Genomic DNA, 25,061 nt, shown 5'->3' with positions numbered 1-25,061 from the left:
ATCCCGGCGGATGTTCCACCCGGGGAAAGTCCACCCCATCAACGGTACCTTGCAGCGCCGCTATTCCCGAGTCGCTCCGCCACAACAGACGCCAAACCCATGAGCTGATTGGCCGCATCGGCCTGCGCCAACCGCACCGAACCGGCGTACTCGGCGATCGATAAGGCGGCCATGATGCCCGCTAATCGCGACGCAGACTTGTCCAGGGACACCTGTCCGGCGAGCACCACCACCGGAATCCCCAGGGGACGGGCCGCGTCGGCGAGCGAACCGACCACTTTCCCGTGCAGGGACTGCTCGTCGAACTGGCCCTCACCGGTGACGATCAGCTCGGCGACGGCAAGGTTTTCGGCCAGGTGGGTTTGTTCGGCGATGATCGCCGCGCCGGACTTGCATCGGCCGCCCAGCGCTAGCAGCCCGGCGCCGATGCCACCGGCGGCGCCAGCGCCCGGCTCCCCGCTGACGTCCCGTCCGGCCGCCGCTTCCAGTTCGAGTGCCCACGCCTCGAGGCGGACTTCGAGCGCGGCCACGGTCGGCGTGTCGGCACCCTTCTGCGGCGCGAAAACCCTGGCCGCACCCCACGGGCCCAGCAGCGGGTATTCGACGTCAGAGGCGGCGATCAGCTCGACTCCGGCCAGCTGTTCGCGGGCGGCTTCCAGGCCGCCGAGCTCGGCAACCATCCCCTGACCTCCGTCGGTGCACGCACTGCCTCCCAGCCCGACCACGATCCGGCGCGCCCCGGCCCGCAGCGCCTCGGCGATGAGCTGCCCGACTCCCCTGCTGCTGGCTGCCAGCGCAGTTTCCGGCGTGGGCGGGCCGTCGAGCAAGGCCAGGCCGCACGCCTGCGCACACTCCAGGTAGGCGGTTTTCGACCCGCCATCGAACACCCAGGCGGCTTCCACCGGGGTGTCCAGCGGCCCGGACACCCGCAGCCGGCGCGTCTCCCCCAGCTGGCCGGCCAGCACTTCGACGAAACCCGGGCCACCGTCGGACTGCGGGGCGATCATGAACCGATCGCCCGGACGTGACCGCGTCCAGCCCGTCGCGATGGCAGCGGCCGCCTCGGTGGCCGAGAGACTGTCGCCGTAGCAATCCGGGGCCACCAACACCAGCATCGCCGGCAACTGGAGACGACCGGGCGCGAGGCCATTGTCAGCATCATCCGAGGCCATCGAGCCGTCGTCCATCACAGGTAGCCGTTCATCAACCGTAAGCGTAGGGCCAAGGGACACACTGGCGCATGCACAGTCGGGGCGCCCTTACGGGACCTTTCCGCGCCGGGTGATCCGCACAGTAACCTGGCGACTGTGAAGCTGCTGGGCCGCAAAAAGGGCCATGAAGAAGGCGCCGCTGAATTGGCGGGATTGGCGACACCCGACGACTTAGACGCCGATTCGGGGGCGGCACCGCGCGGGTCACGCAAGACCGACCCCAAGGGCCGGCCCACGCCCAAGCGCGACGAAGCGGCCCGGCGTGGCACGAGAAAGGGCCCGATCGCGCCCGCGCCCAGGACCGCCTCCGAGGCGCGCGCCCGGCGCAAGTCACTGGCCGGCCCCAAGCTGAGCCGCGAGGAGCGCAGGGCCCAACGGGTTAGCAACCGGGCCAAGATGACTGATCGCCGGGAACGGATGATGGCCGGCGAAGAGGCCTACCTGCTGCCGCGCGACCAGGGGCCGATCCGCCGTTACGTCCGCGACGTGGTGGACTCCCGCCGCAATCTGCTCGGCTTGTTCATGCCCTCGGCGCTGGCTTTGCTATTCATCTCGCTGGGTGTGCCTCAGCTGCAGCTGTACATGTCTCCCGTCATGGTGGGTCTGATGGCCGTGATGGGTGTCGACGCGGTCATCTTGGGCCGCAAGGTTGGCAAGATGGTCGATGCGAAGTTTCCGACCAACACCGAAAGCCATTGGAAGCTAGGCATGTACGCCGCGGGACGGGCTTCGCAAATGCGCCGGATGCGCGCGCCCCGACCCCAGGTCGAGCGCGGCGGCAGTGCTCGTTAAGAATCGCCCGAAAGCCGTCTGACCCCGGTGCGCACCCTGGTGCTCGGCGGGATCAGGTCGGGTAAATCCCGGTGGGCGGAGGAAGCCATTGCTACGTCACTGGCACCCGATCAGCCGGTGCGATACCTGGCCCCGGGGCCGGCCGGCTCTGCAGACGCGGCGTGGGCGCACCGGGTCGCCGAACACCGCGATCGTCGGCCCGCGCATTGGTCCACCGTCGAAACCGATGGAATCGCAACCCAATTGCGGGAGTCGCGTACCCCGACGCTCGTCGACGATCTCGGTGTCTGGCTGACCGGCACGCTGGACCGCCATCACGGCTGGGACGGCAGATCGGTGCCGGTTGCCGTCCGAGCCGAGATCGAAGACGTGCTCGCCGCGGTCGGCGCGTTTGCATCGACGCTGGTGCTGGTGAGCCCGGAGGTCGGGTTGACCGTGGTGCCGGCTACCGGCTCCGGCCGCCGGTTCGCCGACGAACTGGGCACCCTCAACCAGAGGATCGCGGCGGTGTGCGACCGGGTGGTGCTGGTGGTGGCCGGGCAGGCCGTTCCGATCAAGCCGTCGGGAATCTGATGGAATTCGCGCCAGTGCCGCCGCCCGATGCGGGCACCGCCGCAGCCGCCCGCGCCCGCCAGGACACGCTGACCAAGCCGCGCGGCGCGCTGGGCCGCCTCGAGGACCTCTCGGTCTGGGTGTCGTCGTGCCAGGGCCAGTGCCCGCCGCGGCAGTTCGAGCGCGCCCGGGTGGTGGTGTTCGCCGGCGACCACGGTGTCGCCCGCGCCGGGGTGTCGGCGTACCCGCCGGAGGTGACCGCCCAGATGGTCGCCAACATCGACGCCGGCGGAGCGGCGATCAACGCGCTGGCCGGCATCGCCGGCGCGACGGTGCGTGTCGCGGATCTGGCCGTGGATGCCGACCCGCTGTCACAGCAGATCGGCGTCCACAAGGTGCGGCGCGGCAGCGGGGACATCGCCGTGGCGGACGCGCTGACCGACGACGAGACCACCGCTGCGATCGCGGCCGGGCAGCAGATCGCCGACGAGGAGGTCGACGCCGGCGCCGACCTGCTCATCGCCGGCGACATCGGGATCGGAAACACCACGCCGGCGGCGGTTTTGGTCGCGGCGATGACGAGCGCCGAGCCCGTCGCCGTCGTCGGCTTCGGGACCGGGATCGACGACGCCGGCTGGGCCCGCAAGACGGCCGCGGTGCGCGACGCCCTGTTCCGAACGCGGTTGGTGTTGCCCGACCCGGTCGGTTTGCTGCGCTGCGGCGGCGGCGCGGATTTGGCCGCAATGGCGGGCTTCTGTGCGCAGGCTGCGGTGCGGCGCACCCCGCTGATACTCGACGGCATGGCGGTTACCGCCGCCGCGCTGGTCGCCGAGCGGCTGGCGCCCGGCGCGCGGCAGTGGTGGCAGGCCGGGCACAAATCCACCGAACCCGGACATGCCCTGGCCCTGGCAGAGCTGGGCTTAGACCCGATTGTTGACCTGCGGATGGGGCTGGGTGAGGGTACCGGCGCCACGGTGGCGCTGCCGCTGCTGCGCGCCGCGGTGGCCGCGCTGTCATTGATGGCTACCTTCACCGAGGCCGGTGTATCCACCCGGTCCCCGACTGACTCACCGTGATACGTTCGCTGGCAACGGCTTTCGCCTTCGCGACGGTCATGCCCGTTCCCGGGGGCGCTGCCATGGGCCGTGGCGCCATGACCGCGCTGCCGGTGGTTGGCGTCGCGCTGGGCGCTCTGGCCGCGGCCGTCTCGTGGGCCGGCGCGCTGGCCTTCGGCCCGTCCAGCCCGCTGCCCGGACTGCTCGCAGTGGCAGCCCTGCTGCTCGGCACGCGCGGCCTGCACATCGACGGTGTGGCCGATACGGCCGACGGGCTGGGCTGTTACGGGCCACCGCAGCGAGCACTGGCGGTGATGCGCGACGGGTCCACCGGGCCGTTCGGCGTGGCGGCCGTCGCGCTGGTGATCCTGCTGCAGGGGCTGGCATTTTCGGTGCTCAGTGCGTCGGGCATTGTCACTGCCGTGTTTGCCGGCCGGGTGGCTGCGGTGCTGGCGTGTCGCCGATCCGTGCCGGCGGCCGAGGGCAGCGTCCTGGGGGCCCGGGTCGCCGGCACACAGCCCTTGCCGGTGGTGGCGGCCTGGCTGGCGGTGCTGCTGGGCGTTTCAGTGCTGGCCGGTCCGCGGTTGTGGCAGGGGCCGGTCGCGGTGCTGGTGGCGGTGTGCTGTGCTGCGGTCCTGGTCGCGCATTGTCTGCGCCGGTTCGGCGGCATCACCGGCGACGTGCTGGGCGCCGCGATCGAACTGACCACGACGGTGAGCGCCCTGACATTAGGAGCGCTCGCGGGGTTGGCGCGGTTCTAGGCCGAGACACAAAAGCCCCGACACGCCGGGCGCGAAGGGGCTTTTGCGACTGCTCGCGCCGCCTAGCCCAGGCGGCCCATCCAGCCGTGCGTGTCGGCGAAGGTGCCGCGCTGGATCCCGGTCAGGGTGTCGCGCAGCGCCATCGTCACTTCGCCCGGTTGGCCGTCGGCGACGGTGAATTCGGTGTCGCCGTACTTCACGCACGCGACCGGGGTGATGACGGCGGCGGTGCCGCAGGCGAACACCTCGGTGATTTCACCGGCGGCGGCTTTTTTCTGCCACTCGTCGATATCGATCTTGCGTTCCTCGACAGCGAAGCCCGCGTCAATGGCCAACTGCAGCAACGAATCCCGCGTAATGCCGGGCAGCAGCGAGCCGGACAGCTCCGGGGTGACCAGGCGGGCCGATCCGCCGCTGCCGAGCACGAAGAACAGGTTCATCCCGCCCATCTCTTCGACATAGCGCCGCTCGACGGCGTCCAGCCACACCACTTGGTCGCACCCGTTCTCGGCGGCCTGGGCCTGAGCCAGCAGCGACGCCGCGTAGTTGCCGCCGAACTTGGCCGCACCGGTGCCGCCCGGGCAGGCCCGCACATACTCCGTCGACACCCACACGTTGACGGGATTGATGCCACCCTTGAAATACGCGCCGGCCGGCGACGCGATCAGCAGATACCGGTACTGCTTGGACGGGCGTACCCCCAGTCCCGGTTCGGTGGCGAAGATGAACGGCCGCAGGTACAGGGCTTCTTCCCCACCGGCGGCGGGCACCCAGGCGTTGTCGACAGCGATGAGCTGACACAGCGATTCGATGAAAAGCTCGTCGGGCAGTTCAGGGATGGCGAGGCGCCGCGCCGACGAGCGCAGCCTGGCGGCATTGGCCTCGGCGCGGAACGACACGATCGACCCTTCCGCCCAGCGGTACGCCTTGAGCCCTTCGAACACCTCTTGCGCGTAGTGCAACACGATCGCCGACGGATCCAGCTGTATCGGGCCGTAAGCGGTAACCCGCGCGTCGTGCCAACCCTTGCCCTCGTCGTAGTCGATGGACACCATGTGGTCGGTGTGGTATTTGCCGAAGCCCGGCTCGGCCAGAATGGATTCACGTTCGGCGTCCGTCGCCCGGTTTGACGCGCGCGTAACCGTGAACTCGAGTGAGCCGCTGGTCATGGCGCCGATTGTATATCCGCGCGCGAATGGGTTTTTGCCACGCGAATGCTCGTCCGCTATCGGGTCTTCACATCGACGAAGGGCGGACGCACCACTTCACACTCGACCGCGCGGCCGCGCACGTCGACGGTGATGTGCTGGCCGTCCTCGATGCCGGCGTCGGTGTCGACCAGTGCCAGCCCGATGCCGACCTGCAACGTCGGGGAGAACGTTCCCGACGTGGTGACTCCGACCTCGGTTTCCCCCGCGCGCACGGCCAGCCCCGGCCGCAAGACGCCCCGGCCGACCATGCGCAGCCCCCGCAACAGCCGCCGCGGTCCGGCCTCCTTCTCGGCCAGCAGCGCGTCGCGGCCGAAGAACGCGTCCTTCTTCCAGCCGATCGCCCAGCCGCATCGGGCCTGCAGCGGCGAGATGTCGAGGGAGAGTTCGTGCCCGTGCAGCGGGTAGCCCATCTCGGTGCGCAGCGTGTCGCGGGCGCCCAGACCCGCCGGCTCGCCGCCCGCGTCGGCGACCGCCGTCACCAGCGCGTCGAACACCACAGCCGCGGACTCCCAGGGCGGCAGCAGTTCATAGCCGTGCTCGCCGGTGTACCCGGTGCGGCAAACACGCACCGGCACAAGGGAATACGAGGCGTCGGCATAGCCCATGTAATCCATGGCGGTGGGCAGCCCCAGCGCGCTCAGCACGTCGGTCGACCTGGGCCCCTGCACCGCCAGCACCGCGTACGAGCGGTGCAGATTGGTAATCGTCAGACCAGCCGGTGCGGCGGCCTGCAGCGCGTCGACCACCGCGGCGGTGTTGGCGGCGTTAGGCACCAAAAAGATCTCGTCGTCGTCGACGTAGTAGGCGATCAGGTCGTCGATGACGCCGCCGGATTCGGTGCAGCACAGTGTGTATTGCGCCTTGCCCGGCCCGATGCGACCCAAGTCGTTGGTAAGCGCCGAGTTGACGAACTGCGCCGCGCCCGGACCGCGGACCAACGCCTTGCCGAGGTGGCTGACGTCGAACAGGCCGACGGCGTTGCGGGTGGCATTGTGCTCACTGACGGTGCCGGCATACGACACGGGCATCAGCCAGCCGCTGAACTCGGCGAAGCTGGCGCCCAACTCGCGATGGCGCTCTTCCAATGGCCCGTCCAGTAGTTCAGTCACGGCGTCCCACCCTAATCCGCGGCGCTGCTGGCAGACTTGGGCAGGTGTCCGATTCCCAGGACTTCCCCGACTTCCAAGCGCTGGAGGCGGCCGGGATCGCCGATCCGCGCGGCCGGGCCGACCTGATCAAGTACCTGGACGGACTTGGCTTCACCGTCGAGGAGATGGTCGAAGCCGAACGGCGCGGCCGGCTGTTCGGGCTCGCCGGGGACGTCCTGTCGTGGTCAGGGCGCCCGACATACACGTTGCAGACCGCGGCCGAGGAACTCGGGATCGCAGCCGAGGATGTCGCGCGGGCATGGGCCTTGCTCGGCTTGACCGTCGCCTGTCCCGATATTCCTGCGCTGAGCCAGGCCGACGTCGACGCCCTGGCGACCTGGCTGGCGCTCAAGACGGCGGTGGGCGAGAGCGGCGCCTACGGTCTGCTGCGAGTGCTCGGCGCCGCGATGGCCCGGCTCGCGGAGGCCGAGTCGACAATGATCCGCGCCGGGACGCCGGACATTCAGATGGCCCACACCCACGACGAGCTCGCCACCGCGCAGGCCTACCGTGCCGTCGCCGAGTTGATCCCCCGGCTCGGGACCCTGATCGACACCGTGCACCGCCACCATCTGATCAGCGCCCGAACGCACTTCGAGGGTGTCCTCCGCGACACGTCGGCGGCCGTGGTGTGCGGCATTGGTTTTGCCGACCTGTCCAGCTTCACGGCGCTGACCCAGGCGTTGACGCCCGCGGAGTTGTCCGAGCTGCTCAACCAGTTCGCCGGCGCCGTCTCCGACGTGGTTCATGCCGACGGCGGCCGGGTGGTGAAGTTCATCGGCGACGAGGTGATGTGGGTGAGCGCGTCGCCCGCGCGGCTCGTGCAGGCGGCGGTTGATCTCGTCGACCACCCCAAGGCGCGCCAGGAAGGACTGCAGGTCCGCGCCGGTCTCGCTTACGGCACGGTCCTGGCCATCAACGGGGACTACTTCGGGAACCCGGTCAACTTGGCCGCCCGACTCGTGGCGGCGGCCGCACCGGGACAGATTTTGGCCACCTCAGAGCTGCACGACGAGTTGCCCGACTGGCCGGCGGTCGCCCAAGGCCCGTTGACGCTCAAGGGGTTTGACGTCCCGGTGACCGCCTTCGATCTGCACACCGGGACGCTGCCGACCTAGCCCCGAGCCCCGGTGACTAGGGTGAATGCCCGTGACCACCACCGAATCGGGCTACCAGGTCCCTGCTGTAAACGTCGCCACGTCGCTGCCGAAGCGCGCCGCGGGTTCATCGGTATTGATCGTGCCGGTCGTCTCGACCGGTGAGGACGACCGGCCGGGCGCAGTCGTTGCCGCCGCCGAGCCGTTCCTGACCGCCGATGCGGTCGCCGAAATCGAGGCCGGCCTGCGGGCGCTGGCCGCGACGGGCGGCAGTGAACAGGTGCACCGGCTCGTGGTGTCGTCGCTGCCGGTGAGCAGCGTGTTGACGGTCGGCCTGGGCAAACCGCGGTCGGAGTGGCCGGCGGACATCATCCGTCGTGCCGCCGGCGTGGCCGCCCGGTCGCTTGGCAGTGCCGAGGCGGCGATCACCACGCTGAGCGAGTTGCCCGGCGACGACCTCTGCTCGGCCGCGGTTGAGGGGCTGATCTTGGGCAGCTACCGGTTCGATGCCTTCCGGAGCGGTAAGACGGCGCCGAAAGACGATGGGCTGCGCAAGATTACGGTGTTGGCGAGCAGCAAAGACGCCAAGAAACCGAGCGCGCACGGTGCGGCCGTCGCGACCGCGGTGACCACCGCCCGCGACCTGGTCAACACTCCCCCGAGTCACCTGTTTCCCGCCGAATTCGCAAAGCGTGCAAAGGCTTTGGGTGAATCGGCGGGTCTCGAGGTAGAGGTGCTCGACGATAAGGCCCTGAAGAAGGCCGGCTACGGCGGGGTGATCGGTGTCGGCCAGGGCTCGTCGCGGCCGCCGCGGCTGGTGCGATTGATCCATCGAGGCTCGAAGCTAGCCAAGAACCCGAAGCGGGCCAAGAAAGTGGCCCTGGTCGGCAAGGGCGTCACCTTCGACACCGGCGGCATCTCGATCAAGCCGGCGGCGTCGATGCACTACATGACCTCGGACATGGGCGGAGCGGCAGCGGTCATCGCAACGGTGGTGCTGGCCGCGAGGCTGGAACTGCCGATCGACGTGATCGCTACCGTGCCGATGGCCGAGAACATGCCGTCGGCCACGGCGCAGCGGCCGGGCGACGTCCTGACGCAGTACGGCGGAACCACGGTCGAGGTGCTCAACACCGACGCCGAGGGCCGGCTCATCCTGGCCGACGCCATCGTCCGGGCGTGCGAGGACAATCCGGACTACCTGATCGAGACGTCCACGCTGACCGGTGCGCAGACGGTGGCGCTGGGCGCCCGCATACCCGGGGTGATGGGCAGCGACGAGTTCCGCGACCGGGTCGCCGAAATCTCGCAACGGATCGGCGAGAACGGTTGGCCGATGCCGCTGCCTGACGAGCTCAAGGACGACCTGAAGTCCACCGTCGCCGACCTGGCCAACGTCAGCAACCAGCGCTTTGCCGGCATGCTGGTGGCGGGGGTCTTCCTGCGCGAATTCGTCGCGGACGGCGTGGCCTGGGCGCACATCGACGTGGCGGGTCCCGCCTACAACACCGGCAGCGCGTGGGGCTACACGCCCAAGGGGGCCACCGGGGTGCCGACCCGCACCATGTTCGCGGTCCTGGCCGATATCTCTGAAAATGGTTAGCGAAGGGCTAGCAAAGGGCTGGGCCCACGGCCTCGCCGCCGACCACGCGTTTAGCCGCGGTACAAATCGGCTAACCATGCACGGTCCGCAATCTTTCTGAAAGGCGCGAGCTGTGAGTGTACGACGGTTGATCATGGTGGTAGGCGCGGTGCTTCTGCTGGCGGGAGTGATCGGGCTGTTGATTCCGGTGTCTGTACCGGATGGCAACGGTGGGTCAATTGGGTGCGGCAACGCGATCGCTTCCAATCTGCAAAGTGCCCGCAGCGCAAACGACAAGACCGGAGCAAACATCCCGATCGTCGGCCAGTTGGTCCCGCACACCGACTACGTCTCCGAGTGCCAGTCGTCGTTGTCGAGCCGACGTTCGTGGTCGATACCGCTGGCAGTCGTCGGGCTAATCGTTGTCGTCGGCGCCGCACTCCCGGAGCTGCAGGCCCGGCGCCCGCGAGCCGCCACTGGTGGCGGCCTGTCCGGGACCGGCTAGCCGCGCAGCGCTGGCCGCTGGAACCAGCGGACCCTCTGCCGCCACGAGTGCGTTGAGCTGAACGCGAAAACGACGCCACACAGACACGCGAACAGCCACACCAGGGCCGCGCCGACCGGCCCCTGGAACGGCGGAACCAGCGCGGTGATGGCCCGCACCACGCACGTCGCGATCCCGGAGGCCGTCGCGAACAGATAGACACTGGCCACGCGCCTCGATCGTGGATCTTTTCGCAGGATCAGCAGTGCGCGTGAGCCCAACAGCAGCAGATAAATGAGGGTTGCACAGAGCAGCACCCAGTACACGGTCAGCCAGAAGTCGGTGCGCAGGTCGAAGAAGTCGCGCGCATAGGTGCGGCTGCCGCAACTGAGCGAGAAAGCGGCCAGCAGCAACGGAATACACAGAGTCGCCGGCCGCTCCACATACTGCTTGAACGACGCCTGCATGGTGTTGTCGTCACCAAGGCGGCCAAGTGCGTTGTAGACGATCGCCGAGGCCGCGACGATGTAACAGTCGTGCCCGAGGTAGCTCTGCAGGTTCCACTCGCCGGTGAGACGATGCAGAGCAACCCCGATGGTGTCGGAGGCCATCGGCGACATCAGCGCGACGGCGCATCCTTGTAACGCGAAGTTGAGCGTGGCGGCCACTTCCCACCGGCAATGCCAGGTGAGGCGCCGTATCCACAGGCTCCACGAAATGGATGCCAGGGTGATGATGATGATGAGAGCGGTAAGGGCCACAGCTACACCTCGGCAAGATCTCTCGGGCCAGCTACAGCGGCGGCGCGTCGGGCCGGGGGCGCAAGTCGGCGATCGTTGGTCGTTTCCGGACGGTCTTCACCGCCGCGTCGGTCAACACGGTTGTTGGATGGACCGGATGCGCCCGATGGGAATGTCCCCGAATCTCGTCGGCCAGCGAGGCGATCTCCTCGGGGTCGATGAACCGATACCGAGTCAACAGCTCGGCACGGTTGATACGCAGGTTGCCCGCCGCGGTACACAAGTTGTCGGCGGTGACCAACGTTCCCTTGTCCAGCTGGTCTTAATACGTCGACCGCGGCAACTCCATCGCGGTCCAGATCTCTTCCCTGCTGAGGGAGCGCCCCGCCAAGTACGAGAAGACCGTAGCGAGGTCTTTGCGAGTGTCGTCGGGGTACATTCGTGCACCGTATCCGATTTCTCGGACACTTTGACACTAAAAGTACGACTATCGCTAAATCTGTGAACTGCATCTGCATTGCGGCCTCAGATTCCATTCAATCGGACCGGCCATCCTCCTCGTTATTCAGCGCACGCCCAATAAATTGCTCGGCGTCGGTCAGCCAAACATTTTGTAAGGAATCGATTCGCCGTTTTTTGGAGGCGTCGCCCGGGAAGGCAAAAAATCGCTGAACCTGCCCCTCGGATCCGTGGGGTCTTCGCGGGAGACGTCGCGACGTTGATCGCCGATCGCGACCAGTTTGTCGGTGTGACGAGAAGGGGCGGATATCGGCACCTTGCCGGGATAACGATTGGGTCCGTCCACGATCAACAGATCCCTGATTCTGCCCATGATGAACAGCTCAGCGTCGGAGAAGAAGCCCAGATCACCGGTTCTCAGCCACGGTCCTTCGGGAGTTCCGGGCGACGGAGCGAGAAGCCTGGCACGGAAGGTCCGCTCGCTCTCGTGATGCTTCTGCCAATAGCCCATCGCGACGTTGTCGCCGTGCACCCAGATCTCACCGGCCGTCTGCGGCGAGCACTCGATCCTGCTCTAGGGGTTGACAATCCGCACGGCCGGCGACCATGGGATCCCGTAGCTGCTGCCGACCACGGAAGACGTCGTGAGAATGACAGCGGGCGACGTGTCGCGCAGCACCGCAAGAACCAGCTCATCGCTGGACCCGCCCAGCGGAAGCGAAAGCGGAACCGCGACAAGTCCGGCCTGCAGTGCCCCCAGGAACGCGGCGACGTATTCCGGCCCGTGTGGTGCCAGTATCACCGCCCGGTCACCGGTCGACCCACGGACGCTGAGCGCCTGTGCAACGCTGAGCACTCGCCGATAAAGCTGAGACCATGTCAGGCTTTCGGAAACTCCTTCCCAATCCTGCTCGTAGTCAACAAATGTGAACGCCGTGTCATCGGGCTGCAGCCGGGCACGATCGCGCAGCATAGCCGGGATACAGGACTTCACACGCGCTTCGTGCCCATCACAACCTGTCATGTGGACCGTGCCGCGCCTGGCGAGGGGAGTGCTATCACTGCGGCCACCTTAATAGTTCGATTCGGACCACGATATATACAACATCGGTACAACATGGCCCTAAACACGTGGGGGTAATGCATAATAAGTCGAATTTTGCATGGTGGTCAAAAAGCAGAAATTCGATGTACTTTTTGTTACGTCCAACTAATTGGACGCAACGACCAATAAATTGGATATTGTCGCGATATTCCCGCTAGTGGGCATCAAATTGATTGCTGAAAAATCCAGAGAACCGGATATTGATAGCCCGCATACGCCGCGAAGCGCCGCCCGCTAGATAACCCGGCCGCGCGCGGTGCTGCGCAGCGCCTGCGGCAGCACACGCGAAATGCCGTACAGCGCATAGGCTTCCGGCGCCACCGGGCGGATCGGCTTGTTCTTCTTCACCGAAGACAGGATCGCGTTGGCAACCTTGTCCGGCCCGTAGCGGCGCAACGCGAACATCTTGTCGATCTGCCCCCGCCGGTCCGAGACGTGCTCGTCGTCCTTCCCGAGCGGTGCGTCGAACCGGGTGGTGTTGATGATGTTGGTGTTGATGACACCAGGACAGATCGTGGTCAGCCCGACCCCGGCGGCGTCGAGTTCGGCGCGCAGGCAATCAGAGAACATAAAAGTCGCGGCCTTGGATGTGCAATAAGCGCTCAACGACTGCAGCGGGGCGTAGGCGGCCATCGACGACACGTTGACGATGTGGCCGCCGGTGCCACGCTCCACCAGCCGCCGCCCGAACGCCCGACAACCGTTGACCACGCCACCGAGATTGATCTCCAGCACGCGATCGAACTGCTCGCGCGGGGTGTCCAGGAACCGCCCCGCCTGCCCGATGCCGGCGTTGTTGACGACGATGTCGGGCACGCCGTGTTCGGCGCTGACCCGCTCGGCGAATGACTCGACCGCGTCGGCGTCGGATACGTCGAGCACGTAGGGGTACGCGACACCGCCGCGCGCGGCGATCTGCGCCGCGGTGTCCTTGACGGCCGCCTCGTCGATATCGCTGACCACCACCTCGGCGCCCTCGCGCGCGAAGGCGAACGCGGTCTCGCGGCCGATCCCGCTGCCGGCGCCGGTGACCGACACCAGGGTGTCGCCGAAGGCCTCGCGCGGGCGACCTACCTGCGCGCGCAGCAGGGCGCGGCTCGGCGGTTTGCCGTCGGCCAGGTCGGCGAACTCGCGCACCGCCGCCGCCATCACCTGCGGGTGCGACATCGGTGAAAAGTGACCGGCTCTGATGTCGCGGCGCCACAGCCGCGGCACCCACCGCGCGGCCTCGTCGTACCCGTAGGGGCGCACATACTTGTCTTGGGTGTTGACGATCAGCTGCACCGGCACGTCGAAGACGTGCTCGCGGGGGCGAGAACTGAGTGCCCGAAAGTAGTTGGCGGGGTAGGTCTTTATCGAGCGGGCGGCATCTTTGGCCAAGTTGTCGGAGTGATGAATCTGATCGACGGGGATGTTGTCGACCGCGTTGCGCCGCAACGCTGGGATCGACAACGTCAACCGAAGGAACAGCGGCGCCAGCAGCGGTATCGAGAACAGCGCCATATAGCTGAACCGCAACGTCTGGCTGATCGACCGCGCGAATCGTCGCGGGCGCCAGGGCTGACGCAGACCCCTGAAGATGTAGTCGACCAGAATGTCCTGGCTCGGTCCGGACACCGACGTGAACGACGCGACCCGATCACTGGCACCGGGCCGGGTGAGGTACTCCCACATGCCCACCGAACCCCAATCGTGGGCCAGCACGTGCACCGGCCGCCCGGGGCTCAGCTCGCCGGTGACCGCGGCGAAGTCGTCGGCGAAGCGGGCCATGGTGTAGGCCGAAACAGGCTTGGGCACCGACGACAGTCCGACACCGCGGTTGTCATACCGGATGATCCGGAACCGCTCGGCCAGCAGCGGAACGACGCCGTCCCACAACACGTGTGAATCGGGGAAACCGTGCACCAGGACGACGGGCGGACCCTCGGGGTTGCCGTCTTCGTAGACCGCGATGCGGACACCGTCCGCGCTGTCGACGAACTGGGGTGTCTGTTGCATTTCCGACATCCGACCTCCCTGGACCCGCTTCGACCTGGATGTGTGTCACCGAAGCCGCATGACAGGATAGTTACGACATCTAGTTGGTTCCACCCGCGGTACCACACGGTGTGGTAAGCCAGATGTCGGTTTGAGCCGACCGACGACCGATCGAGGAGTCAAACGATGGCCTTCTCAGTCCAGATGCCGGCACTCGGTGAGAGCGTCACCGAGGGCACGGTCACCCGGTGGCTCAAGCAGGAAGGCGACACGGTCGAACTCGACGAGCCCCTCGTCGAGGTGTCGACCGACAAGGTCGACACCGAAATCCCCTCGCCGGCCGCGGGTGTGCTGACCAAGATCATCGCCCAGGAGGACGACACCGTCGAGGTTGGCGGTGACCTCGCCGTCATCGGCGACGCGTCGGACGGCGGCGCAGAGGCACCCGCGGCGCCGGCCGCGCCCGAGGCGCCGGCGGCAGCGCTCGAACCTGAGGCCCAACCCGAAGCTGAGGCGCAGCCGGAACCCGCAGCGCCGGCCCAATCGGAACCCGAGCCCGAACCCGAGCCGGCAGCGGCCGCCCAGCCGGCTTCCGCTGGGGGCACCGCGACGCCGGTGCTGATGCCCGAGCTTGGCGAGTCGGTCACCGAGGGCACGGTGACCCGCTGGCTCAAGAAGGTCGGAGATCCGGTTCAGGTCGACGACCCTCTGGTGGAGGTGTCCACCGACAAGGTGGACACCGAGATCCCGTCGCCGGTGGCCGGCGTCCTGCTCAGCATCACCGCGGACGAGGACGCCACCGTCCCGGTCGGCGGCGAGCTGGCACGGATCGGTGCGGCGTCCGACGCCGGCGCCCCGTCCGCTCCCGAGCCCGCCCCGGCTCCCGCGCCGCCCAAGCCGGAACCCAAACCCAAGCCCGAGGCCGCGGCGGCACCCGAACCGGCCGCTCTGTCGGCGCCTGCGCCCAAGGCCGAACCCGTACCGCCTCGGCCGGCTTCTGAAGCCGGAAGGGATGCCGGAACCGACGGCGCGCCGTACGTGACTCCCCTGGTGCGAAAACTGGCCAACGAGAACAGCATCGACCTCGCCGAGATCACCGGCACCGGTGTCGGTGGCCGGATCCGCAAGCAGGACGTGCTGGCCGCAGCGGAGCGGAAGAAGCAACCCAAGCAGGAGCCGACACCTGCCGCGCCGGCTCCCGCGGTCGCCAAGGCCACCGATCCAGCTAGTAAGGCAGGCGCGCCCGCACCCGCGCTGGCTCACCTGCGGGGCACCACGCAGAAGGCCAGCCGGATCCGTCAGATCACCGCCAACAAGACCCGCGAATCACTGCAGGCCACGGCGCAACTCACGCAAACCCACGAGGTCGACATGACCAAGATCGTGGCGCTGCGGGCCGCGGCCAAGGCGGCCTTCGCCGAGCGCGAGGGCGTGAACCTGACCTTCCTGCCGTTCATCGCCCGGGCCGTGATCGACGCCCTCAAGATCCACCCGAACATCAACGCCAGCTACAACGAGGACACCAAAGAGATCACCTACTACGACGCCGAGCACCTCGGCTTCGCCGTCGACACCGAGCAGGGACTGCTCTCCCCCGTCATCCACAACGCCGGTGACCTGTCGCTGGGCGGGCTGGCCAGGGCGATCTCCGACATCGCCAACCGGGCGCGGTCGGGCAACCTGAAACCCGACGAGTTGTCCGGCGGCACTTTCACCATCACCAACATCGGCAGCCAGGGAGCGCTGTTCGACACCCCGATCCTGGTTCCGCCACAGGCCGCCATGCTTGGCACCGGCGCTATCGTCAAACGCCCGCGGGTGGTCGTCGACGCCTTCGGCAACGAGTCGGTCGGGATCCGCTCGATTTGCTATCTGCCGCTGACCTATGACCATCGGCTGATCGACGGCGCCGATGCCGGGCGCTTCCTCACCACCATCAAGCACCGGCTCGAAGACGGAGCTTTCGAGGCCGATCTGGGGCTGTGACGGGGTGGCCAAAGCCGTAGTCGCAATAGCGGGTTCTTCCGGTCTGATCGGTTCGGCTTTGGCAGCGGCGCTACGAGCCGCCGACCACCCGGTGCTGCGCATCGTTCGCCGGATACCGGCGAATTCCGAAGAACTGCACTGGAATCCCGCGAGTGGCGCGTTCGACGCCGACGCACTGGCCGAGGTCGACGCCGTCGTCAACCTGTGCGGCGTCAATGTCGGCCAGCGGAGGTGGTCGGGCGCCTTCAAGCAGAGTCTGCGCGACAGCCGCATCACACCCACGGAAGTGTTGTCGGCCGCAGTCGCCGACGCCGGCGTCGAAATCCTGATCAATGCCAGCGCAGTGGGCTACTACGGCGACACCAGGGCCCGCGTCGTCGACGAAACCGCCTCGGCGGGAAAGGGTTTCCTGGCCCAGCTGTGCGTGGATTGGGAAGCCGCCACGCTGCCGGCCCAATATGCCGGGACCCGTGTCGTGTTGGTCCGCACGGGCTTGGTGGTGGCCCCGGGCGGTGGTGCACTGCGCCCGATGCGGCCACTGTTTTCGGTGGGTCTGGGCGCCCGGCTGGGCAGCGGCCGCCAGTACATGTCGTGGATCAGCCTCGAAGACGAGGTGCGGGCGCTGCTGTTTGCCATCTCGCAACCCGCGCTGTCCGGTCCGGTGAACCTGACCGGGCCCGCTCCCGTCACCAACGCCGAATTCACCACCGCATTCGGTCGTGCGGTCAACCGCCCCACCGCGCTGGCGATGCCCGGCTTCGCCGTGCGCGCCGCGCTCGGTGAGTTTGCGGACGAGGCGCTGCTCACCGGCCAGCGCGCGATCCCGGCCGCGCTGGAGCGCGCCGGTTTCCAGTTCCACCACAACACCATCGGCGAGGCGCTGGGCTACGCCACCGCGCGACGCGACCACGACTAGACGCTTTGCCGCCCAGCTGGGCGCACGCCCGCTTGCGGGGGGCCACGCCGGTCAGCGGCCGGAGGCGTCAGCCGGCCCGAGTCCACCCGAAGGCCTCAACCGGCGCGTCGATGCCGGGCAATTCCCGCTTCCCACGATCAGGCGGCCACCGCCCGGGGTCAGGCGGCGCCCGCCGCGATATGCCGCTTCCCCCACTCGCACATAGCCTTGGTGACCGGCCGCAATGACATACCGTATTCGGTCAGCGAATATTCAACGCGGGGCGGCACTTCCGGAAACACCTCCCGACGCAAAATTCCGTCGGCCTCCAACTCACGCAATTGCCGAGACAGCACGCGTTCGCTGATTCCCGTTGTCTTACGCCGGAGTTCGGCGAATCGATGGGTACCGCCGTTCATCATGTGGAAGATCAGCACGGCTTTCCATTTGCCGCCGATCACCGCAAGCGTGGCTTCCACCGGACAGCCGAAGTCGTTGTCCACACTAACCTCCCGGTCAGTAACGCACCTCAAGGTGCGTTCTTGTCTGCGTCCTCGCCCGGCCATAGCCTCGCCTAAGGTCGACGCGGTCTGCGAGCAGCAGTATCCCGCCGGGTGGAAACCATCGCAAGGGAGCCGAGAATCAAGATCGCAATAATCGGAGCCGGCAATGTTGGCAGCGCGCTGGGGAGCGCGTGGAGTGCCGGGCACGACGTCACCTACGGCGTGCGCAACCCCGACAATCCCAAATATGGCGACCTCGGCTCACCGGTGGTCACCAATGACGCCGCCGCCAACGGCAGCGACGTCGTGGTGTTGTGCACGCCGTGGGAGAACACCCAAGAAGCCGTCCAGGCATGCGGCGACCTGTCCGGCACGGTCCTCATGGATTGCACCAATCCGCTAACACCCGACCTGACCGGGCTGACTGTCGGGCACACCACCTCCGGTGCCGAGCACGTCGCCCGGTGGGCACCCGGCGCCCGGGTGTGCAAGGCGATGAACCAGATTGGCACACCGCTGATGAACCATCCCCGGTTGCCGGGCACACCAGTGATGTTCTTATGCGGTGACGACGGCGCCAAGGACGTCGCCACCGCGCTGGTCGCAGAACTGGGCTTCGAAACAGTCGATGCCGGAGACCTGACCGTGGCCCGGCTGCTGGAGCCCTACGGCCTGCTCTGGATTCACCTTGCGCTGCGGCGCGGGTTCGGCACGAATTTCGCCTTCGCCCTGCTCCGGGACACAGCTGACGAGTGATTCCGACAGATAAGGGGGTTTAACGTGTCTTCAGGGGTCGGGGCGTCGGAACTCGAACGGAACCGTCGGTTGGTGATTGACCATTTTGACGAGTTCGTGAACAACAAGGACCTGGGCGCGATCGACCGGAATATGTCCGTCGACTTCTACGACCACGACGGTCCGGGGGGAAGGCCGAGCGACCGCGAGGGTGACCGCATGATGATGGCGGCCCTGCACGAGTCGATCCGCGACCTCCACGTCGAGGTCGTCGAATCGCTCGCCGAAGGTGACAAGGTGATGGTGCGCAACGTCTGGACCGGCACCGACGCGCACACCGGTAAGCGTGTGGAATTCCACGGGTTCGTACTGTGGCGGCTGGCCAATGGCAAGATCGTCGAGCGCTGGGCAACGGTGACTCCGATACAGGAGCTCACTGGCCGCACCGTCCGGTGGTGACGGGTTTCTCGGCGGGTGACGCCACCACCGGTGTGGGCCGGTCCCCCGCGAGCCACGCGCCAGCCGGAGGTCGCTGAGGGCCATGGGACCTTACAGATTTCACGTCCTGAGGCGACCAATGCCGACGCGCGAAGCCGCGCCCGGGACCACCTGAGTAACCTCGCGACAATGAGCTCCATCCGCTCGAACCTGGGCGCGATCGACGTCCGCCAGCTGGGGACGCTCGACTACCTCGCCGCCTGGCAGCTGCAGCGCGATCTCGCCGACGCCCGAGTGGCCGGCGGCGCCGACACGCTGCTGCTGCTGGAGCACCCGCCGGTCTACACCGCGGGACGGCGCACCGAGCCGCACGAACGGCCAACGGACGGTACTCCAGTGGTGGACACCGACCGCGGCGGCAAGATCACCTGGCACGGTCCCGGGCAGCTGGTCGGCTACCCGATCATCGGACTGGCCGAACCGCTCGATGTGATCAATTACGTTCGGCGCCTTGAAGAATCGCTGATCAGGGTATGCGCCGACCTGGGCCTGGACACGATCCGGGTCGACGGTCGGTCCGGGGTGTGGGTGCCGGCCGGCGCCGGGCGGCCCGAACGCAAGGTGGCCGCCATCGGGGTTCGGGTGGCGCGTGCGACGACCCTGCACGGGTTTGCGCTCAACTGCGATTGCGATCTGGGCGCGTTCGCCGGCATCGTGCCGTGCGGCATCCGCGACGCCGGGGTCACGTCGTTGTCGGCCGAACTCGGACGCACGGTTGCCGTTGACGAGGTCCGGTCGGCGGTCGCCGACGCCGTCTGCAACGCCCTGGACGGCGTGTTGGTGGTGGCCGCGCATACCGCCGCGCCCACCGCCGCCCGCGTAGCATCGGCTTAAACTGGCAGGGTGACCGTAGCTCCGGAAGGCCGGCGGCTGTTGCGCCTCGAAGCGCGCAACGCGCAGACCCCGATCGAGCGCAAGCCGCCGTGGATCAAGACGCGGGCCCGGATGGGACCGGAGTACACCGAACTCAAGAGCCTGGTCCGTCGCGAAGGCCTGCACACCGTCTGCGAAGAGGCGGGCTGCCCCAACATCTTCGAATGCTGGGAGGACCGCGAAGCCACCTTCCTGATCGGCGGCGACCAGTGCACCCGCCGCTGCGACTTCTGCCAGATCGACACCGGAAAGCCGGCCGCCCTGGACCGCGACGAACCCCGGCGGGTCGCCGAGAGCGTGCGAACGATGGGGCTGCGCTACGCCACCGTCACCGGCGTGGCCCGTGACGACCTGCCCGACGGCGGGGCATGGCTCTACGCCACGACCGTGCGCGCCATCAAGGAGCTCAACCCGTCGACCGGTGTGGAGCTGTTGATTCCCGACTTCAACGGTGAGCCCGCCCGGCTTGCCGAGGTTTTCGAATCCCGCCCGGAGGTGTTGGCGCACAACGTCGAAACCGTGCCCCGCGTCTTCAAAAGGATTCGGCCCGCCTTCGCCTACCGGCGCAGCCTCGACGTGCTCACCGCCGCGCGCGACTTCGGTCTGGTCACCAAGAGCAACCTGATCCTCGGCCTGGGCGAAACCCCCGACGAGGTGCGGACGGCTCTGGCCGACCTGCGCGATGCCGGCTGCGCCATCGTCACCATCACCCAATATCTGCGCCCGTCGACCCGCCATCACCCGGTCGAGCGCTGGGTAGCGCCCGAGGAGTTCGTCGAGCACGCGCAGCACGCCGAAGGGCTGGGTTTCTCGGGGGTGTTGGCCGGGCCGCTGGTGCGGTCGTCGTACCGGGCGCGCCGGCTCTACGAGCAGGCGCGCGCCTCCTCGGCATCGCTCTAACCGGCGCTGACCGTATCCTTGGTGACTATGGCTAAACCGCGAAACACCGCTGAGAACAAGGCCGCCAGGGCCCAGGCAAAGGCCGCCGGCAAGGCGGCCGCCCGGCAGCGGCGCGCTCAGCTGTGGCAGGCGTTTAACTTGCAGCGCAAGCAGGACAAGCGCCTGCTGCCGTACATGATCGCCGCCTTCGTGCTGATCGTGGGAGTCTCGGTGGCGGTCGGTGTGTGGGCCGGCGGGTTCACCATGATCACCATGATCCCGCTGGGCGTGGTGCTGGGCGCGCTGGTGGCCTTCATCATCTTCACCCGGCGCGCTCAGAAGAGCATCTACCGCCAAGCCGAGGGCCAAACCGGCGCGGCGGCCTGGGCGCTGGACAATTTGCGCGGCAAGTGGCGGGTGAGCCCGGGTGTGGCCGCCACCGGTAACTTCGACGCGGTGCATCGGGTGATCGGCCGCCCCGGCGTCATCTTCGTCGCCGAGGGATCCGCGGCCCGGGTTAAACCGCTGCTGGCGCAGGAGAAAAAGCGCACCGCGCGATTGGTCGGCGACATTCCGATCTACGACATCATCGTCGGCAATGGCGAAGGCGAGGTTCCGCTGGCCAAGCTCGAGCGTCACCTCACCCGCCTGCCGGCCAACATCTCCGCCAAACAAATGGACGCGCTGGAGTCGCGGTTGGCCGCGCTGGGCTCGCGGACCGGTGCCAGTGTCATGCCGAAGGGGCCGCTGCCCAACGCCGGCAAGATGCGTGGCGTGCAGCGCACGGTGCGCCGCCGGTAGCGCCGTGGCGATCGCGAGCGCGGCGCAGCCGGGCGAAGCGGGTCGCCACCATCGAGGTTTAGCGCCGCACCACCGCGGTCCCGGTCACCCGATCCTGCAGCCCGCGCCCGTCCGCATCGACGAACAACGCCGGGACGACCAGCGCGATGAGCAGCCCCCGCACCGCCAGCCGGCCAAGCCCGACAGGCACGCGGCCGTCGATCACCACCACCTGCAGACCCAGGGACAACTGACCCGGCGTGAACCCGAACAGGCGCACCGCCACCACACCAAGCAAAAACCAGATGACCAGGATCGCGGTCGACAACGTCGCTTTCGAGATGGCGCCGACACCCAGGGCCAGCAGCGCCAGGCCGTAGGAGATCAGCCAGTCGATCAGCAGCGCCACCAGCCGGCGCCCCATCGAGGCCAACGAACGCGGCCCGCTCCGCGGCAAACCGAGCGTTTCACCGGGGTAACCTGGCTGCGATCCTGCCGTCATCGACGCAATCCCGGGTCCCGGCTGATAGCACAGCCGGTTACGATCTTGCAGGCCATGGCCTCACAATAGGGCCGGGGTTACCCGGGTTGCGTTGCGGGCGGCGTGGTCACGTAACGTCGGCGCAACATGGGGTTGATCCAAGAGCAACAACAACTTCATAGCGTCTGCCGCGGATCACCAAGCAAAGGAGCCTTCTGTGACGGAAAAGACGCCCGACGACGTCTTCAAACTGGCCAAAGACGAAAACGTTGAGTTCGTCGACGTCCGGTTCTGTGACCTGCCCGGCATCATGCAGCACTTCACAATTCCGATTTCGTTCTTCGACCAGAGCGTGTTCGACGACGGCTTGGCATTCGACGGCTCGTCGATTCGCGGGTTCCAGTCGATTCACGAGTCCGACATGCTGCTCCTCCCCGACCCGGAGACCGCGGTCATCGACCCGTTCCGCACCGCCACGACGCTGAACCTCAACTTCTTCGTGCACGATCCGTTCACCTTGGAGCCGTACTCGCGCGACCCGCGCAACATCGCACGCAAGGCCGAGAAATACCTGGTCAGCACCGGTGTCGCCGACACCGCGTACTTCGGCGCCGAAGCCGAGTTCTACATCTTCGACTCGGTGAGCTTCGACTCGCGCACCAACGGCTCCTTCTACGAGGTCGACGCGATCTCCGGGTGGTGGAACACCGGAGAGCCAACCGAGTTTGACGGCAGCCGCAACCTCGGCTACAAGGTCCGCCCCAAGGGTGGGTACTTCCCGGTCCCCCCGGTCGACCACTACGCCGACCTTCGTGGCGAGATGCTGACCAACCTGATCAACGCCGGCTTCAGCCTGGAGAAGGGCCACCACGAGGTCGGCACTGGCGGGCAGGCCGAGATCAACTACAAGTTCAACACCCTGCTACACGCGGCCGACGACATGCAGCTGTACAAGTACATCGTCAAAAACACCGCGTGGCAGAACGGCAAGACCGTCACGTTCATGCCCAAGCCGCTGTTCGGCGACAACGGGTCCGGCATGCACACCCACCAGTCGCTGTGGAAAGACGGCAACCCGCTGATGTACGACGAGACGGGCTACGCCGGTCTGTCGGACACCGCCCGCCACTACATCGGCGGCCTGCTGCACCACGCGCCGTCGTTGCTGGCCTTCACCAACCCGACGACAAACTCCTACAAGCGCCTGGTTCCTGGCTTCGAGGCCCCGATCAACCTGGTCTACAGCCAGCGAAACCGCTCCGCGTGCGTGCGTATCCCGATCACCGGCAGCAACCCGAAGGCCAAGCGGCTGGAGTTCCGTTGCCCCGACTCGTCGGGCAACCCGTACCTGGCGTTCTCCGCCATGCTGATGGCGGGCCTGGACGGCATCAAGAACAAGATCGAGCCGCAGTCGCCGGTCGACAAGGACCTCTACGAGCTGCCGCCGGAAGAGGCCGCCAACATCCCGCAGGCCCCGACCCAGCTGGCCGACGTCATCGACCGTCTCGAGGCAGACCACGAATACCTCACCGAGGGAGGCGTGTTCACGCCTGACCTGATCGAGACGTGGATCAGCTTCAAGCGCGAGAACGAGATCGCACCGGTCAACATCCGGCCGCATCCCTACGAGTTCGCGCTGTACTACGACGTATAAGCCCGCTAACCCGCTGACCGGCACTTACGTCCCGATTAGGTGACTTTCGTCCGCAGTCTGTCCGCAGCAACACCGACTGAGTCCATCCGCTCCGCGAACACGGTACCGATTGCCGAGCGGGTGGACTCATCGGCATGCAGTGTTAATGTCGACCGACGAAGGTTCCGCCACCTTGGTGACGTTGTGCGATGGCTGCCGAATCGGTTGCGTTGATCTAGGGTTCGGGGTCTGGTTCTGAGTTCGCCGAGAATTTCCAGATCTTCGGGTAAAACTACGTCGGGCTGCTTTTACACCGCCGGTAAGACACGACGCTCTATTCTCCGAGAGTGGATCATGCAAGTGAACGCGGGCCCGGGCCCGGTTCACCCCCGGACTCCGCCCGGGTCATTGCGGGCGCGTTGGCCGCTTATGCGTTGATCCGTGACATTCTGAGCGCGCCGGATGCCTCGCCGAAAGCGATCTGATGACTGCCCAACCGCATCAGAACGCGCAGGCTCTGGCTGATTGCGCGAGCGAGCAGCTGCACCTGTCCGGCCGAATTCAAACCCATGGAGCGCTGATTGCCGCCGATCTGCAAGATCGCCGAATCACGTACGCCAGCGCCAACACGCCTGAGTTGATCGGGACGCGACCAGATCAGCTTTTCGATTCGCCGGTGATGAGCATCTTCGCCCCCGATGAACAGCAGCGGCTCGAGCAGGGGATCGAGCAGACTGGCTACAGGCCTTCCTCGCCCGATCTGTATGGGATGTGCCTGGCAGCTGCATTCGACGGCAAGGTCGATGCGATTCTGCATCAAGTCGGCGGCCAGATCGTCATCGAGATCGAGAGGGCGCACGTGGATGATCAAGCCGATCTCGTCCCGGTTCTGTATGCCTCACAGGCGATCGGCGAGGCGACGAGCGTGCCCGAAGTTGAGGCGGCCGTTGTGAGCGCAATGCGCGCACTGACCGGATTCGACCGCGCGATGGTCTACCGGTTCCATGAAGACGAGCACGGAGAGATCGTCGCTGAGGATCGTCTTCCAGGACTGGTCCGGTACCTTGGGCATCATTTTCCGGCGAGCGACATTCCGCCCCAAGCCCGCCAGATTTACACCCGCAAAGCGTCGCGCTACATTCCCGACGTCGACGAGGGCGACGTCGCCTTGATCGCATCGCCGCGCATGGCCGGCACAAGTCTTGACCTGAGCCGCGCTGCGCTGCGAAGCGTTTCCCCTATCCACCTCGAATACATGCGCAATATGGAGACAGCAGCGAGTGTTTCGTTCTCCATGGCCGACGGAGGCCGGCTGACAAGGCTCGTCTCGTGCATATCTGAAAACCCCCGATGGCTCTCGCGCTCGAGGCGTAGGTGGTGTGAACTGGTAGTCCTGCAGGCGAAACTCCAAGTCTCTGCAGCTGAACAGATCTCCAGACTGAGCGATGCGGCCAGCCGCGAATCTATCCGGACACGGCTCAGGGCAGCGATGCACAGCGCGCCGACTATTGCTGAGGGACTCACGTCGGCTTCCGGTGACCTGCTGGAGCTCTGCCAGACAGACGGCGCAGCTGCATATGCGGACGGGCGATACCGGTCAATTGGCGCAGCGCCATCCGAGGAT

At 67.0% G+C, this 25,061-nt stretch carries 25 protein-coding genes and 1 pseudogene; 16 read left to right on the top strand and 10 right to left on the bottom strand.

Features of this window, described 5'->3' with window-relative positions; all coding sequences use genetic code 11:
- Positions 1–38: 38 nt before the first annotated feature.
- Positions 39–1,115: a glycerate kinase family protein gene (locus ACLP9N_RS19540; protein ID WP_442408991.1), complete on the bottom strand. Its 1,077-nt coding sequence runs from the start codon at positions 1,113–1,115 to the stop codon at positions 39–41.
- Positions 1,116–1,355: 240 nt separating this feature from the next.
- Here ACLP9N_RS19540 and ACLP9N_RS19535 point away from each other — a divergent pair, with 240 nt between their 5' ends.
- Genes ACLP9N_RS19535 through ACLP9N_RS19520 form a run of 4 tightly spaced genes read left to right on the top strand, consistent with a single transcriptional unit; the run spans position 1,356 to position 4,371 of the window.
- Positions 1,356–2,003 (top strand): DUF3043 domain-containing protein, encoded by a 648-nt coding sequence (locus tag ACLP9N_RS19535; protein WP_442408990.1) that lies wholly within the window; start codon positions 1,356–1,358, stop codon positions 2,001–2,003.
- Positions 2,004–2,030: 27 nt separating this feature from the next.
- Positions 2,031–2,576 carry a bifunctional adenosylcobinamide kinase/adenosylcobinamide-phosphate guanylyltransferase gene (locus ACLP9N_RS19530; RefSeq protein WP_442408957.1) on the top strand — a complete coding sequence of 182 codons (546 nt, stop codon included), beginning with the start codon at positions 2,031–2,033 and terminating at the stop codon, positions 2,574–2,576.
- A complete protein-coding gene (cobT, locus tag ACLP9N_RS19525) occupies positions 2,573–3,631 on the top strand; it encodes a nicotinate-nucleotide--dimethylbenzimidazole phosphoribosyltransferase (RefSeq protein WP_442408989.1) in 1,059 nt (352 codons plus the stop codon). Before ACLP9N_RS19530 ends, cobT begins: the two co-directional genes overlap by 4 nt.
- Complete coding sequence (locus tag ACLP9N_RS19520) at positions 3,628–4,371, top strand: adenosylcobinamide-GDP ribazoletransferase (protein ID WP_442408956.1); 744 nt, start codon at positions 3,628–3,630, stop codon at positions 4,369–4,371. The genes cobT and ACLP9N_RS19520 overlap by 4 nt, the downstream gene beginning before the upstream one ends.
- 62 nt (positions 4,372–4,433) lie before the next feature.
- On the opposite strand, the gene ACLP9N_RS19515 is transcribed toward ACLP9N_RS19520, so the two are convergent.
- Positions 4,434–5,540 (bottom strand): branched-chain amino acid aminotransferase, encoded by a 1,107-nt coding sequence (locus ACLP9N_RS19515; RefSeq protein WP_442408955.1) that lies wholly within the window; start codon positions 5,538–5,540, stop codon positions 4,434–4,436.
- Positions 5,541–5,596: 56 nt separating this feature from the next.
- On the bottom strand, positions 5,597–6,691 hold the full coding sequence (gcvT, locus tag ACLP9N_RS19510) for a glycine cleavage system aminomethyltransferase GcvT (RefSeq protein WP_442408954.1): 1,095 nt from the start codon (positions 6,689–6,691) through the stop codon (positions 5,597–5,599).
- 44 nt (positions 6,692–6,735) lie between these two features.
- On the opposite strand from gcvT, the gene ACLP9N_RS19505 reads away from it, so the two are divergent.
- From ACLP9N_RS19505 to ACLP9N_RS19495, 3 genes are all read left to right on the top strand, one after another.
- A complete protein-coding gene (locus ACLP9N_RS19505; protein WP_442408953.1) occupies positions 6,736–7,848 on the top strand; it encodes an adenylate/guanylate cyclase domain-containing protein in 1,113 nt (370 codons plus the stop codon).
- Between the two features lie 31 nt (positions 7,849–7,879).
- Positions 7,880–9,430 (top strand): leucyl aminopeptidase, encoded by a 1,551-nt coding sequence (locus ACLP9N_RS19500; protein ID WP_442408952.1) that lies wholly within the window; start codon positions 7,880–7,882, stop codon positions 9,428–9,430.
- A gap of 112 nt (positions 9,431–9,542) precedes the next feature.
- Positions 9,543–9,914 carry an aminopeptidase gene (locus ACLP9N_RS19495; protein ID WP_442408951.1) on the top strand — a complete coding sequence of 124 codons (372 nt, stop codon included), beginning with the start codon at positions 9,543–9,545 and terminating at the stop codon, positions 9,912–9,914.
- On the opposite strand, the gene ACLP9N_RS19490 is transcribed toward ACLP9N_RS19495, so the two are convergent.
- The 5 genes and pseudogenes from ACLP9N_RS19490 to ACLP9N_RS19470 form a co-directional block, all read right to left on the bottom strand.
- Positions 9,911–10,654, bottom strand: coding sequence for a hypothetical protein (locus ACLP9N_RS19490; RefSeq protein WP_442408950.1), 744 nt, complete (start codon positions 10,652–10,654; stop codon positions 9,911–9,913). The genes ACLP9N_RS19495 and ACLP9N_RS19490 overlap by 4 nt on opposite strands.
- A gap of 31 nt (positions 10,655–10,685) precedes the next feature.
- Positions 10,686–10,934 carry a hypothetical protein gene (locus ACLP9N_RS19485; protein ID WP_442408949.1) on the bottom strand — a complete coding sequence of 83 codons (249 nt, stop codon included), beginning with the start codon at positions 10,932–10,934 and terminating at the stop codon, positions 10,686–10,688.
- A 297-nt stretch (positions 10,935–11,231) separates the two neighbouring features.
- A complete protein-coding gene (locus tag ACLP9N_RS19480) occupies positions 11,232–11,624 on the bottom strand; it encodes a hypothetical protein (protein ID WP_442408948.1) in 393 nt (130 codons plus the stop codon).
- Between the two features lie 51 nt (positions 11,625–11,675).
- Positions 11,676–12,116 (bottom strand): annotated as a pseudogene (locus ACLP9N_RS19475) (AMP-binding protein); the annotation flags it as partial.
- Between the two features lie 315 nt (positions 12,117–12,431).
- Positions 12,432–14,204, bottom strand: a complete 1,773-nt coding sequence (locus ACLP9N_RS19470; RefSeq protein ID WP_442408947.1) for an SDR family oxidoreductase — start codon at positions 14,202–14,204, stop codon at positions 12,432–12,434.
- Between the two features lie 156 nt (positions 14,205–14,360).
- Here ACLP9N_RS19470 and sucB point away from each other — a divergent pair, with 156 nt between their 5' ends.
- Together sucB and ACLP9N_RS19460 are read left to right on the top strand one after the other, a co-directional pair.
- The gene (gene sucB, locus ACLP9N_RS19465; protein ID WP_442408946.1) at positions 14,361–16,160 is read left to right on the top strand and encodes a 2-oxoglutarate dehydrogenase, E2 component, dihydrolipoamide succinyltransferase; all 1,800 of its coding nucleotides are present in this window, start codon (positions 14,361–14,363) and stop codon (positions 16,158–16,160) included.
- Between the two features lie 4 nt (positions 16,161–16,164).
- The gene (locus ACLP9N_RS19460) at positions 16,165–17,076 is read left to right on the top strand and encodes a TIGR01777 family oxidoreductase (RefSeq protein WP_442408945.1); all 912 of its coding nucleotides are present in this window, start codon (positions 16,165–16,167) and stop codon (positions 17,074–17,076) included.
- Positions 17,077–17,234: 158 nt separating this feature from the next.
- Here the strand turns inward: ACLP9N_RS19460 and ACLP9N_RS19455 are convergent, their stop codons facing one another.
- Positions 17,235–17,558 (bottom strand): winged helix-turn-helix transcriptional regulator, encoded by a 324-nt coding sequence (locus ACLP9N_RS19455; RefSeq protein ID WP_442408944.1) that lies wholly within the window; start codon positions 17,556–17,558, stop codon positions 17,235–17,237.
- A 111-nt stretch (positions 17,559–17,669) separates the two neighbouring features.
- On the opposite strand from ACLP9N_RS19455, the gene ACLP9N_RS19450 reads away from it, so the two are divergent.
- The 5 genes from ACLP9N_RS19450 to ACLP9N_RS19430 all read left to right on the top strand — a co-directional run bounded on the left by ACLP9N_RS19450 (position 17,670) and on the right by ACLP9N_RS19430 (position 21,344).
- Positions 17,670–18,314, top strand: coding sequence for an NADPH-dependent F420 reductase (locus ACLP9N_RS19450; protein WP_442408943.1), 645 nt, complete (start codon positions 17,670–17,672; stop codon positions 18,312–18,314).
- 72 nt (positions 18,315–18,386) lie between these two features.
- A complete protein-coding gene (locus ACLP9N_RS19445) occupies positions 18,387–18,752 on the top strand; it encodes an ester cyclase (protein WP_442408942.1) in 366 nt (121 codons plus the stop codon).
- A gap of 168 nt (positions 18,753–18,920) precedes the next feature.
- A complete protein-coding gene (gene lipB / locus ACLP9N_RS19440) occupies positions 18,921–19,625 on the top strand; it encodes a lipoyl(octanoyl) transferase LipB (protein WP_442408941.1) in 705 nt (234 codons plus the stop codon).
- A 9-nt stretch (positions 19,626–19,634) separates the two neighbouring features.
- Positions 19,635–20,564 (top strand): lipoyl synthase, encoded by a 930-nt coding sequence (gene lipA, locus ACLP9N_RS19435; RefSeq protein WP_442408940.1) that lies wholly within the window; start codon positions 19,635–19,637, stop codon positions 20,562–20,564.
- 27 nt (positions 20,565–20,591) lie between these two features.
- Positions 20,592–21,344: a DUF4191 domain-containing protein gene (locus ACLP9N_RS19430; RefSeq protein ID WP_442408939.1), complete on the top strand. Its 753-nt coding sequence runs from the start codon at positions 20,592–20,594 to the stop codon at positions 21,342–21,344.
- A gap of 58 nt (positions 21,345–21,402) precedes the next feature.
- Here the strand turns inward: ACLP9N_RS19430 and ACLP9N_RS19425 are convergent, their stop codons facing one another.
- Complete coding sequence (locus ACLP9N_RS19425; RefSeq protein WP_442408938.1) at positions 21,403–21,825, bottom strand: RDD family protein; 423 nt, start codon at positions 21,823–21,825, stop codon at positions 21,403–21,405.
- Between the two features lie 196 nt (positions 21,826–22,021).
- On the opposite strand from ACLP9N_RS19425, the gene glnA reads away from it, so the two are divergent.
- Both glnA and ACLP9N_RS19415 read left to right on the top strand, forming a co-directional pair.
- On the top strand, positions 22,022–23,458 hold the full coding sequence (gene glnA, locus ACLP9N_RS19420) for a type I glutamate--ammonia ligase (RefSeq protein WP_442408937.1): 1,437 nt from the start codon (positions 22,022–22,024) through the stop codon (positions 23,456–23,458).
- Between the two features lie 463 nt (positions 23,459–23,921).
- Positions 23,922–25,061: GAF domain-containing protein (locus ACLP9N_RS19415; RefSeq protein ID WP_442408936.1), on the top strand; the 1,140-nt coding region annotated here is incomplete at its 3' end.

Source organism: Mycobacterium sp. (assembly GCF_052144515.1).
Classification (GTDB): domain Bacteria; phylum Actinomycetota; class Actinomycetes; order Mycobacteriales; family Mycobacteriaceae; genus Mycobacterium.
This window is presented reverse-complemented; position numbering and strand designations above follow the sequence as displayed.

Coding starts and splice junctions, on each gene's coding strand:
- ACLP9N_RS19540 (WP_442408991.1), bottom strand. CDS start 1,115: ATGCTGGTGTTGGTGGCCCCGGATTGCTACGGCGACAGTCTCTCGGCC.
- ACLP9N_RS19515 (WP_442408955.1), bottom strand. CDS start 5,540: ATGACCAGCGGCTCACTCGAGTTCACGGTTACGCGCGCGTCAAACCGG.
- ACLP9N_RS19470 (WP_442408947.1), bottom strand. CDS start 14,204: ATGTCGGAAATGCAACAGACACCCCAGTTCGTCGACAGCGCGGACGGT.
- sucB (WP_442408946.1), top strand. CDS start 14,361: ATGGCCTTCTCAGTCCAGATGCCGGCACTCGGTGAGAGCGTCACCGAG.
- lipB (WP_442408941.1), top strand. CDS start 18,921: ATGAGCTCCATCCGCTCGAACCTGGGCGCGATCGACGTCCGCCAGCTG.
- ACLP9N_RS19430 (WP_442408939.1), top strand. CDS start 20,592: ATGGCTAAACCGCGAAACACCGCTGAGAACAAGGCCGCCAGGGCCCAG.
- ACLP9N_RS19425 (WP_442408938.1), bottom strand. CDS start 21,825: ATGACGGCAGGATCGCAGCCAGGTTACCCCGGTGAAACGCTCGGTTTG.